Genomic DNA, 11875 nt, shown 5'->3' on the forward strand with positions numbered 1-11875 from the left:
CCGCGCTGTTATTTTGGGTCAGGGGGTCGTGGTGCCCTGTCTAGCGCACCACCATAACCGGTCTGTCGGCGTGGCGCACCACGCGATCTGCATTCGACCCCACGAGGATGGTCATCAGTTCGTCCGGCGGATGCGAGGCCATCACGATCACGTCCGCCCCCGTGGCGCGCCCCGCCGAAATGATGTGCTCGGGCACGTGCCCGTGCCCCACGTGGGCCACGGCGCTGGTGCCTTCGGGGACGTTCTTCGCGATGAACCCCTCGAGGTCCTCCCGCATCTTCTGCAGGGCCTTCTGCTCGAAATCGGCCGGCAGGAAGGAGGCGATCGCCGCCGCCCCCAGGTCGTGCACGATCCCGAGCACATGCAGAGTGCCCGTGTTTCCGCAGAGCTTGACGGCCATCGGCAGGGCCTTTTCCCAGGACGCCGGGTGGTTCAGGTCGATCGGCATGAGGACGTTGTCGAACATGGTGGCCTCCTTCACGCCGTCGCCGGCGTCGGTTGGATGCGGCGACGCTGCATCATCACGACACCCGCCAGCAGCAGCAGCGCCGGCAGATACATCAGGTACTTCGACGGCTGCGACGCCTGCGACAGGACCTGGGTGATCTCCTGGTCCCAGTCGAGCCCCACCTCGGCCCCGGCACTGCCAAAGGCGACGTTGTCGATCATCACCTTGCCGTCGGCGTCCAGCACCTCGACGCCGGTGGCCAGCAGCCTGTCGGCCCCGGTTTCGCCCTCCGGCACCTTGAGCGGCGCGGTAAAGGTCACCGGATCGCCGACCGCGTTCAGGCCGTTGACCGTCAGGCGGATCTCGTCCCCCGGGTTGGCATCGGCGAACGCCTGTTCGAGTTGCGCCGGAGCCACGCTGTTGAACGGCGGCACGATCATGTCCATCCAGAATCCGGGACGGAAGATCGAAAAGGCGATCAGCAGCAGCAGCACCGTCTCGTGGATGCGGTTGCGGGTCAGGAACCAGCCCTGCGTCGCCGCCGCGAACAGCAGCATCGCGATCGTCGCGGTGACGAAGACAAAGATGCCGTGTATCCAGTCCACGTTGATCAGCAACAGGTCGGTGTTGAAGATGAACAGGAAAGGCAGCGCGGCCGTCCGCAGCGAGTAGAAGAAGGCCACGACACCGGTGCGGATCGGGTCACCCCCGGACACCGCCGCCGCGGCAAAGGAGGCCAGGCCCACCGGCGGCGTCACGTCCGCCATGATGCCGAAGTAGAACACGAAGAGGTGCACCGCGATCAGCGGCACGATCAGCCCGTTCTGCTGGCCCAGCGTCACGATCACCGGCGCCAGCAGCGCCGAGACGACGATGTAGTTGGCGGTGGTCGGCAGGCCCATGCCCAGGATCAGCGACAGGATCGCCGTCAGCACGAGGATGGCCATGATGTTGCCGCCCGACAGCACCTCGACCACGTCCGCCAGCGCCGACCCGACGCCGGTCTGGCTGACCGCACCGACGATGATGCCGGCGGTCGCCGTGGCGATGCCGATGCCGATCATGTTGCGCGCGCCGGCCTCCAGGCCTTCCTTCAGCTCGTGGACACCCTGTGCGACAGCGCCGCCCAGCTTGCCTTCGCCGCGAAAGATCGCCTCGATCGGGCGCTGGGTGAGCAGGATGAAGACCATGAAGGCCGCCGCCCAGAAGGCCGACAGGCCCGGCGACAGGCGGTCCACCATCAGCGCCCAGACCAGCACGACGACCGGCAGCAGAAAGTGCAGGCCCGACCGGATGGTCGGCCCCGGGATCGGCAGCTTGGTCACCGGCGCGTTGGGGTCCTCCAGCTTCAGCCGCGCTTCGCGGCAGGAGACGAACAGCAGCGCGACATATACCGCGACCAGCAGCACGAAGATGATGTAGCCGGCGGTCTCGGGGAACGCGGGCCGGATCCAGCCCATGCCGTAGTAGACGGCAAAGGACAGCGCGCAGATCACCGCGATGGTGAAGGCGAGGCTCATCAGCCAGGCGACCAGCGGCTTGGGCGCGACGGCGCGCGGCAGGCCCTGCAGGTTGGCCTTCATCGCCTCGAGGTGCACGATGTAGACCAGCGCGATGTAGGAGATGACGGCCGGCACGAAGGCGTGCTTGACCACGTCGAAATAGGGGATGCCCACGTATTCGACCATCAGGAAGGCCGCGGCGCCCATGACGGGCGGCATGATCTGGCCGTTCACGGAACTGGCCACCTCGACCGCGCCCGCCTTTTCCGACGAAAAGCCCACCCGCTTCATCAGCGGGATGGTGAAGGTGCCGGTGGTCACCACGTTGGCGATGCTTGAGCCCGAGATCAGGCCGGTCATCGCCGAGGAGACGACGGCCGCCTTGGCCGGTCCGCCCCGCATGTGACCCATCAGCGAAAACGCCACCTGGATGAAGTAGTTGCCTGCCCCGGCCTTGTCCAGAAGCGAGCCGAACAGCACAAAGAGGAACACGAAGGAGGTCGAAACCCCCAGCGCGATGCCAAAGACGCCTTCGGTGGTGATCCACTGGTGGTTGACCACCTCGGACAGGTTGTTGCCCTTGTGCGCGATGATGCTGGGCATCATCGGCCCCAGGAAGGTGTAGACCAGGAACACCGTCGCCACGATCATCAGCGCCGGGCCCAGCGCCCGGCGCGTGGCCTCCAGCAGGATAATGATGCCGATGACGGCAACGACAAAGTCCTGCGTGATCGGCGCGCCGACGCGCTGCGCGATCCCGTCATAGGCGACAAAGATGTAGAGCGAGGCCGCGGCCCCGATGATCGCCAGCGCCCATTCCCACGGCGGCACGCGGTCCTTGGGCGATCCCAGCAGGACGGCGGCGATCATGGCCAGGCCGATGAGCGGGATCCACCAGATCGCGGTGTCGTCCTTGGCGCCGTAGATGAACAGGAAGGTCATGATCGCCGGCACGCCGATCGCCAGGCCCATCTGCACGGGCGACCGTTCGGCCGGATAGGCGAGATAGGCCAGGAACAGCGCAAAGGCGAGGTGGATGGACCGCGTCTCGGTGTCGTTCAGGATCGTGTTGCTGCCGATCCACTTGATCAGGCCGATGTCGCTCGCATTCATGATGTAGGGGATCGGCGAGGCGATCCAGAGCTGGAACAGCGACCAGACGATGGCCGTGATCGTGATCAGCCGGACGATGGGCAGCGACGGCGATCTCCCGCCGGTGTCCGACGACGCGACCAGTGCGTCGAGCTCGGCCTGGCTGAGGCCGCCCTTGCCGGAGGCCTGGTTTTCGACCGCGGCCGCCTGGAATTGCTTGTCGTCGCTCATGATGTCCCCCTGTGCGCGCTGCGGCCCGCCGGTTTTCGGTATCGTGACCGCCCGATCCGCGGCCCCTGCCCTGTGGCGGGGCCGCGGAAGTCTTTCAAAGGGTCGGGATCAGTTGATCCAGCCGCGCTCGCGGTAGTACTTCTCGGCACCGGGGTGCAGCGGGGCGCTGAGGCCGCCCGAGATCATTTCCTCTTCCTTGAGCGTCGCAAAGGCCGGGTGCAGGCCCTTGAAGCGGTCGAAGTTGTCGAACACGGCCTTGACCACGGTGTAGACCACGTCATCCGGCACGTCGGCCGAGGTCACGAAGGTCGCCTTCACGCCGAAGGTCTCGACATCGGCGTCGTTGCCGGAATACAGACCGCCCGGAATCACCGCCTTGGCGTAGTAGGGGTTGTCGGCGACCAGCTTGTCGATCGCTTCGCCGGTCACCGGCACCAGGACCGCATCGACGGTCGAGGTTGCTTCCTGGATCGACCCGTTCGGATGGCCGACCGTGTAGATGATCGCGTCCACCTTGTTGTCGCCCAGTGCAGCGGACTGCTCCGCCGGCTTCAGCTCGGACGCCAGGGCAAAGTCATCCGTCGACTTGCCCATCGCGGACAGCACGACATCCATGGTCGCGCGCTGGCCCGACCCCGGGTTGCCGACGTTCACGCGCTTGCCGAACAGGTCGTCAAACGTGGTGATGCCGGAATCGGCGCGCGCCACGACGGTAAAGGGCTCGGGGTGGACCGAGAACACCGCGCGCAGCTTGTCGAACTTCTTGCCCTCGAACTCCGAGGTGCCGTTGTAGGCATGGAACTGCCAGTCGGACTGGGCCACGCCCATGTCCATGTCGCCCGCCGCAATGGCGTTGATGTTGGCGATGGAGCCACCGGTCGACGGCGCGGTGCACTTCAGGTTGTGCTCGGCCGTGCCGCGGTTGACGAGCCGGCAGATCGACTGGCCGACCACAAAGTAGACGCCGGTCTGACCGCCGGTACCGATGGTGATGAAACGCTCCTGTGCGGTTGCGGCGGTGGCCGCAAGGGCAAAGGTTGCTGCGACAACCACCTTTGTAAACTTGGACATTCTTTCTCCCTTTCTTGCGCTTTTTATCTTGGGACAGGCAAAGCACTGGCCTGTTGCAAGGCTACCATGTTCAGCCTTGGCTTCAAGTTTCGCGCCGAGTGACGTATCGGAAACGCGCAGCACGCCGCCCGGTTCCCGATCAGAAAACCGCCCCTTTCGGACCCTTGGGTCAGAAACTGGGCGGGGTACATGCGCTCACGACGATGCACGTCTTCTCGCCCACGTTGCGGAACCTGTGCGGCAGACGGCTGTCAAAGAGATAGCCGTCCCCGGGATTCAGAACGCGGACATGATTCCCGACCGTGACCTCGACGATCCCCTCGATGACGATCCCGGCTTCCTCGCCGTCGTGCTTCAGCAGGTCGGGTCCGGTGTCGGCGCCCGGCGGATAGGTTTCGTGCAGCACCTGCAACGAATGCCGCGATGCATCCCCCACCTGCCGCAGCGACAACTGTGCCGCGCCGCGGCCAAGCCCGAGGTCCTGGGGCGACAATTCGATGAACTCGTCCCCGGAGTAGAAGTACTTGGGCGCCCCGGCCTCTTCGACCTCGGTAAAGAACTCGGACATGGTCATCGGGATCGCGTCCAGCAGGCTCTTCAACGAAGCAACCGAGGGACTCGACTTGTTCTGTTCGATCAGCGAAATCGCCGCGCTGGTCAGACCGGCCCGGGCCCCGAGATCACGCTGGGACAGCCCCCGCGACTCTCGAATTGCCCTCAAACGGCCGCCTACATCCATGCTCGATTCGCCTCTAACCCTTGTCAAGAAAACTTGGCAGACCGGAGACAGCCGGGTCAAGTGAATTTTATCCTCCTGATATAAAAGGTATTTTGTGTCAGCCTGCCCGAAATTGACAAATAAAATAGACGTGCGATAAGGATATTTATCACCGTCAGCCGAGAGGAGAGCCCGGTCATGGCCACCACACGCAAAACCCCCACAGCGCGCAAGAGTCCCCGTACCGCCAAGACCGTCAAGGCGGCAGCGGCCCGTGCTGCCGCGACGGCCACGGCCGAAATCGTGACGCCCGCACCGGTGGCAGCCGCCGCCGCCCGCGCACCCGCCACCACCAACGCCGCGCTTTGGGCCCGCCGCGAAGCCGCCGTGGCACGCGGCGTCGGATCGGCCGCGCCGGTATTCGCCGCGCATGCCGAGAACGCCGAACTGTGGGACGTCGAGGGCAACCGCTACATCGACTTCGCCGGCGGCATCGCCGTGCTGAACACGGGCCACCGCCACCCGGGCGTGATCGCCGCCGCCAAGGCGCAGGAAGACCGCTATACGCACACCTCCTTCCAGGTGGTGCCCTATGAGCCCTACGTCGCGCTGGCCGAAAAGCTGAACGCGCTCGCCCCCGGCGATTTCGCCAAGAAGACGCTGCTGGTCACCACCGGCGCCGAAGCGGTCGAGAACGCGGTCAAGATCGCCCGCGCCTACACCCGCCGCCCGGGCGTCATCGCCTTTACCGCCGGATACCACGGCCGCACCCTGTTGACGCTGGGCATGACCGGCAAGGTCAACCCCTACAAGAAGGACGTCGGCCCCTTCCCGTCGGACATCTTCCGCGCGCCTTTCCCGGATGCCCGCGCCGGGATCACGGTCGAGGATTCGATCCGCGCGCTGGAAACCCTGTTCCTGACCGACGCCCAGCCGGAACGTGTCGCCGCCATCATCCTCGAGCCGGTGCTCGGCGAAGGCGGCTACCACCCGGTGCCGGTCGAGATGTGGCAGGCGCTGCGCGCGATCTGCGACAAGCACGGCATCCTGCTGATCTCGGACGAGATCCAGGCCGGCTTTGCCCGCACCGGCGCGTGGTTTGCCATCCAGCACTCCGGCGTCGTGCCTGACCTGATCACCTGCGCCAAGTCCATGGCGGGCGGCTACCCGGTCGCCGGCGTGATCGGCCGCGCCGACGTGATGGACGCGCTGGCCCCCGGCGGTCTGGGCGGCACCTACGGCGGCAACCCGGTGGCCTGCGCCGCCGCCCTCGCCGCCATCGAGGCGATCGAGGCCGAAGGCCTGCTGGCCCGCTCCACCGCGCTGGGTGAGAGCATGCGCGCCCGCTTTGCCGACATGGGAGCGCGCGTGGCGCCCTACCGGATGTGGGACATCCGTGGCCTGGGCGCGATGCTGGCGGTCGAATTCGTGACCGACTTCGAATCCGCGACCCCGGACGCCGCGCTGACCAAGTCGGTGATCGCCCATGCGCTGAAGCGTGGCCTGATCCTGCTGTCCTGCGGGATGCACGGCAACGCGGTGCGCATCATGGTGCCGCTGACCGCCTCGGACGCGATCATCGACGAAGGCATGGCCATCTTCGAGGCCGCGCTGGCCGAGGCAATCGCCGCCGAACGGACCCACGCCGCGGAATAACCGCGTGATATCAGGGCGGTGCGGGGCAACCCGCGCCGCCCTCTGGCGGTTCGCTCCCGGCTTGGTACACTCATCGGGTCAATGTCCGAACCAATCGCGACCTCGGAGGGTGCGCCATGTCCCATATCTTTCCCCGACACACCCGCCAGAGCCTGCCCGTCGCCGTCGGCGGCGAAGGCTGCTACCTCTTCGATTCGACGGGCAAGCAGTACCTTGACGCCTCGGGTGGCGCCGCCGTGTCCTGCCTGGGCCACAACGACAGCGTGGTGGTCGACGCCATCAAAGCCCAGCTTGACCGCGTCGCCTTTGCCCACACCGGTTTCTTCACCTCCGAACCCGCCGAGGAACTGGCCGACCTGCTGATCGCCAACGCGCCCGGCGACCTTGACCGCGTCTACCTCGTCTCCGGTGGATCGGAGGCGACCGAGGCAGCGATCAAGCTGGCCCGCCAATACTGGGTCGAAAAGGGCGAGCCGCAGCGGTCGCGCCTCATTGCCCGCAAGCAGAGCTACCACGGCAACACCATCGGCGCGCTCAGCGCGGGCGGCAACGAATGGCGCCGCGCGCAGTTCGGGCCGCTGCTGCTGGACGTCAGCCACATCGACCCCTGCTACGAATACCGCCTGAAACACGACGGCGAGAGCCCCGAGGCCTACGGGTTCCGCGCCGCGCAGGCGCTGGAGGACGAGATCCTGCGCCTTGGCCCCGAAACCGTCATGGCCTTCATGGCCGAGCCGGTCGTCGGCGCGACGGCGGGCGCCCTGCCCCCTGCACCGGGTTATTTCAAGCGCATCCGCGAGATCTGCGACAAGTACGGCGTGCTGCTGATCCTCGACGAGGTCATGTGCGGCATGGGCCGCACCGGCAGCCTGTTCGCCTGCGAACAGGACGGCATCGTGCCCGACATCGCCTGCATCGCCAAGGGGCTGGGCGCGGGCTACCAGCCGATCGGCGCCATGCTCTGCACCGCGCAGATCTACAAGGCGATCGAGGACGGATCGGGCTTTTTCCAGCACGGCCACACCTACATCGGCCACCCCACCGCCGCCGCCTGCGGGCTGGCCGTCGTCGGCAGCATCCTTGACCGCGGCCTTGTCCCGCGCGTGCGCGAACAGGGCGACAAGCTGGCCGCCAGGCTGCAAGAGCGCTTTGGCCAGCACCCCCACGTCGGCGACCTGCGCGGGCGCGGGCTGTTTCGCGGCATCGAACTGGTGGCCGACCGCGACACCAAGGCGGTCTTTGACCCCGCGCGCGGCGTCGCCGGCAAGATCAAGAAGGCCGCCTTTGCCGAGGGGCTGATCTGCTACCCGATGTCCGGCACCATCGACGGCAAGCACGGCGACCACATCCTGCTCGCCCCGCCCTTCATCATCGAGGACGCCCAGTTGGACGAGTTGGTCGACAAGCTGTCCAAAGCCATCGCGGCGGTGATCTGATCATGTTGCAACTCAACCGTTTCTCGGTCCTCGTCTTTGCCATTGCCCTGACGATCGCCTCGCTGGCGCTGTCGCTGTTCCAGCCGTGGTTCCTGATCGGCGTCGCGTTCTTCGGTTTCCTGACCGCGCTGGGGGTCTACGACGTCACCCAGACCAGCCATTCGATCCTGCGCAACTATCCGATTCTCGGCCACATGCGGTTTCTGTTCGAAGGCATCCGGCCGGAGATCCGCCAGTACCTGATCGAAAGCGACGCCGACGAAGAGCCGTTTTCGCGCGAACAGCGCAGCCTGGTCTACCAGCGCGCCAAGGGCGTCGAGGACAAGCGTCCCTTTGGCACCCGCCGCCGGGTCTACGACGCGGGCTATGAATGGCTGACCCATTCCGCCCAGCCGACAAAGATCGACGATTTCGACTTTCGCGTGCCGATCGGCGGTCCGGACTGCAAGCAGCCTTACAGCGCCTCGCTGTTCAACATCTCGGCGATGAGCTTTGGCGCGCTGTCGGGCAACGCGATCCTTGCGCTGAACAAGGGCGCAAAGGCTGGCGGCTTTGCCCACGACACCGGCGAGGGCAGCATCAGCCGCTATCACCGCGAGGGCGGCGGCGACCTGATCTGGGAGATCGGTTCGGGCTATTTCGGCTGCCGCACCGGCGAGGGCCGCTTTGACCCCGAACGGTTCCGCGACCAGGCCGCCGACCCGCAGGTCAAGATGATCGAGCTGAAGATGAGCCAGGGCGCCAAGCCCGGCCATGGCGGCATGCTGCCCGGCGCCAAGATCACCCCCGAGATCGCCGAGGCGCGCGGCATCCCGATGGGCGTGGACTGCGTCTCGCCGGCGTCGCACCCCGAGTTCCAGACCCCGATCGAGATGATGCAGTTCATCGGCAAGCTGCGCGAACTGTCGGACGGCAAACCGGTGGGTTTCAAGCTGTGCATCGGTCACCGGCGCGAATTCATGTGCATGGTCAAGGCGATGCTGGAAACGGGCATCGTCCCCGACTTCATCGTGGTGGACGGCAAGGAAGGCGGCACCGGCGCCGCTCCGGTGGAATTCGCCGACCACATGGGCATGCCGCTGGTCGAGGGGCTGACCTTTGCCCACAACACCCTGCGCGGTGCCGGGCTGCGCGACCGGGTCAAGATCGGCGCCTCGGGCAAGCTGGTGTCGTCATTCGCCATCCTCAAGGCCATCGCGCTGGGCGCCGACTGGGCCAATTCGGCACGCGGCTTCATGTTCTCGGTCGGCTGCATCCAGGCGCAGGCCTGCCACACCAACCATTGCCCCGTGGGCGTCGCCACGCAGGACCCGCGCCGCGCCCGCGCGCTGGTGGTGCCCGACAAGGCCGAGCGCGTGGCGCGCTTTCACAAGAACACCATGCACGCCATCGGCGAGCTGACCGCCGCCGCCGGCCTGCTGCACCCCGGGGAATTCCTGCCCTTCCACCTGCTGCTGCGCGAGGGTGAGCGCACCATGGTGACGGGCGACGAAATCTATCCCTACTTGCCCGAGGGATTCCTGCTGAACGACGACGCCGACGACGAAAGGGGTTACCGCAAGCGGTGGCGCCGCGCGGCGGCGGACAGCTTCCAGCCGTTCGACACCGAGACCCGGCGCGGCGCATGACCGACACGGACTTTTCGCCGATCGCGGACGCGGCCTGGCCCGAGAGCGTGGCCGACATGCGCGCGGGCTTTGCCGGGGCGCTGAACGTCTACCGCGTCATGGCGCATCACCCGGACCTGCTGCGCGCCTGGGCGCCGTTGCGCGAACACATCGTCAACCAGACCGCGCTGGGCCCCGAACTGTCCGAGGTGACGATCCTGCGCGCGGGCCATCGGCTTGGCTCGTCCTACGAATGGGACCAGCACATCGACCGCGCCCGCAAGCGCGGCCTGACCGACGCCCGCATTGCCTCCATCGCCGGCCCGTGTCAGGATATGGCCCCGCGCGACGCGATGATCGCGCGCGCCGTGGACGAGCTGATGGACAGCCACAGGCTGTCGGACGCCAGCATCGCGGCGATCACCCGGGACCTGGGCAAGCCTGCCGTGCTCGACCTGATCGCCACGGTTGGCTTCTACTCGGTGCTCGGCTACGCACTGAACTCCTTCGAGGTGCCGCTCGACGATGACATCGCCGAGGCGCTGCGCCAGACCCCCCTGAACCCGGGCGGCCGCTGACGGCCCCCGCCCGCGCACACCGCAAGCAAGAAAGGTGATCCCATGCTGAAATCCGTGACCGGTCTCAAGGACCTTCTCAAGGACCCGGCGATCCTCCGGACCCAGGCCTATCTCGCCGGCGACTGGGCCGATGCCGACGACGGCGCCACGTTCCCGGTGTCCAACCCGGCGCGCGGCGACACCATCGCCGAAGTGGCCGACCTGACCCGCGCCGAGACCGCCCGCGCCATCGACGCCGCCTATGCCGCGCAAAAGGAATGGGCGAAATGGACCGGCAAGGAACGCGCCGCCGTCCTGCGCAAGTGGTACGAACTGATGGTCCAGCACGCCGACGACCTCGCCACCATCCTGACCGCCGAGCAGGGCAAGCCGCTGGCCGAGGCCAAGGGCGAAATCCTCTATGGTGCCAGCTTCATCGAGTGGTTTTCCGAAGAGGCCAAGCGCGTCTACGGCGAAACCATCCCCGGCCACCAGCGCGACAAGCGCATCACCGTCATCAAGCAGCCCATCGGCGTCGCCGCCTCGATCACGCCGTGGAACTTCCCCAACGCGATGATCACCCGCAAGGTCGGCCCGGCGCTGGCCGCCGGCTGCGCCTTCATTGCCCGCCCCGCGGCCGAGACGCCGCTGTCGGCGCTGGCCCTGGGCGAACTGGCCGACCGCGCCGGCATTCCCAAGGGCGTGCTGTCGATCATCCCCTCCTCGCGCTCCTCCGCCATCGGCAAGGAATTCTGCGAGAACCCCAAGGTGCGCAAGCTGACCTTTACCGGCTCCACCGAGGTCGGGCGCATCCTGCTCAAGCAGGCCGCCGACCAGGTGATGAAATGCTCGATGGAACTGGGCGGCAACGCGCCCTTCATCGTCTTCGACGACGCCGACCTGGATGCCGCAGTCGAGGGGGCGATCATCTCCAAGTACCGCAACAACGGCCAGACCTGCGTCTGCGCCAACCGGATCTACGTGCAGGCCGGTGTCTATGACGCCTTCGCAAAAAAGCTGGCCGCCAAGGTCGAGGCGATGAAGGTCGGCGACGGCCTGTCCGACGCGCCGCAGTTCGGCCCGCTGATCAACGCCGCCGCCGTCGACAAGGTCGAGGAACACATCGCCGACGCGCTCTCCAAGGGTGCGAAGATCCTGACCGGCGGCAAGCGGCACGAGATGGGCGGCACCTTCTTCCAGCCGACCATCGTGACGGGTGCGACGCGCGAGATGGCCTTTGCCGAGGAAGAGACCTTTGGCCCGCTCGCCCCGCTCTTCAGGTTCGAGACGGTGGACGAGGTGATCGAGCTGGCCAACGACACGATCTTTGGCCTGGCAGCCTATTTCTACGCCCGTGACCTGGGCCGCGTGACCAAGGTGCAGGAGGCGCTGGAATACGGCATGGTCGGAGTCAACACCGGCCTGATCTCGACCGAGGTCGCGCCCTTCGGCGGCGTCAAGCAATCCGGCCTCGGCCGCGAGGGCAGCCACCACGGGATCGAGGAATTCCTCGAGATGAAGTACATCTGCACCTCGGTGTGACGATGACTTGGGCGG

Annotated in this window: 9 protein-coding genes; 5 read left to right on the forward strand and 4 right to left on the reverse strand. The window is 66.7% G+C overall.

Going from position 1 to position 11875, the window contains the following annotated elements; genetic code table 11:
* Nucleotides 1–40: 40 nt before the first annotated feature.
* The 4 genes from MAA8898_RS12125 to MAA8898_RS12140 form a co-directional block, all read right to left on the reverse strand.
* A complete protein-coding gene (locus MAA8898_RS12125; protein WP_094021289.1) occupies nucleotides 41–466 on the reverse strand; it encodes a universal stress protein in 426 nt (141 codons plus the stop codon).
* A gap of 11 nt (nucleotides 467–477) precedes the next feature.
* Nucleotides 478–3273: a TRAP transporter permease gene (locus tag MAA8898_RS12130; RefSeq protein ID WP_094021290.1), complete on the reverse strand. Its 2796-nt coding sequence runs from the start codon at nucleotides 3271–3273 to the stop codon at nucleotides 478–480.
* Nucleotides 3274–3381: 108 nt separating this feature from the next.
* Nucleotides 3382–4344, reverse strand: coding sequence for a TAXI family TRAP transporter solute-binding subunit (locus MAA8898_RS12135; protein WP_094021291.1), 963 nt, complete (start codon nucleotides 4342–4344; stop codon nucleotides 3382–3384).
* Nucleotides 4345–4513: 169 nt separating this feature from the next.
* A complete protein-coding gene (locus tag MAA8898_RS12140; RefSeq protein WP_094021292.1) occupies nucleotides 4514–5083 on the reverse strand; it encodes a cupin domain-containing protein in 570 nt (189 codons plus the stop codon).
* 177 nt (nucleotides 5084–5260) lie between these two features.
* Here MAA8898_RS12140 and gabT point away from each other — a divergent pair, with 177 nt between their 5' ends.
* The 5 genes from gabT to MAA8898_RS12165 all read left to right on the forward strand — a co-directional run bounded on the left by gabT (nucleotide 5261) and on the right by MAA8898_RS12165 (nucleotide 11860).
* Nucleotides 5261–6718 (forward strand): 4-aminobutyrate--2-oxoglutarate transaminase, encoded by a 1458-nt coding sequence (gene gabT, locus MAA8898_RS12145; RefSeq protein WP_094021293.1) that lies wholly within the window; start codon nucleotides 5261–5263, stop codon nucleotides 6716–6718.
* 116 nt (nucleotides 6719–6834) lie between these two features.
* Entirely contained in the window at nucleotides 6835–8154 is a 1320-nt protein-coding gene (locus MAA8898_RS12150; protein ID WP_094021294.1) for an aspartate aminotransferase family protein, read from the forward strand.
* A 2-nt stretch (nucleotides 8155–8156) separates the two neighbouring features.
* Nucleotides 8157–9782: an FMN-binding glutamate synthase family protein gene (locus MAA8898_RS12155; RefSeq protein ID WP_176445141.1), complete on the forward strand. Its 1626-nt coding sequence runs from the start codon at nucleotides 8157–8159 to the stop codon at nucleotides 9780–9782.
* Entirely contained in the window at nucleotides 9779–10339 is a 561-nt protein-coding gene (locus MAA8898_RS12160) for a carboxymuconolactone decarboxylase family protein (RefSeq protein WP_094021296.1), read from the forward strand. Before MAA8898_RS12155 ends, MAA8898_RS12160 begins: the two co-directional genes overlap by 4 nt.
* A 42-nt stretch (nucleotides 10340–10381) precedes the next feature.
* Nucleotides 10382–11860 carry an NAD-dependent succinate-semialdehyde dehydrogenase gene (locus tag MAA8898_RS12165; RefSeq protein WP_094021297.1) on the forward strand — a complete coding sequence of 493 codons (1479 nt, stop codon included), beginning with the start codon at nucleotides 10382–10384 and terminating at the stop codon, nucleotides 11858–11860.
* The last annotated feature ends 15 nt before the right edge of the window (nucleotides 11861–11875 follow it).

This window comes from Antarctobacter aquimaris (assembly GCF_900184945.1).
GTDB lineage: Bacteria > Pseudomonadota > Alphaproteobacteria > Rhodobacterales > Rhodobacteraceae > Maliponia > Maliponia aquimaris.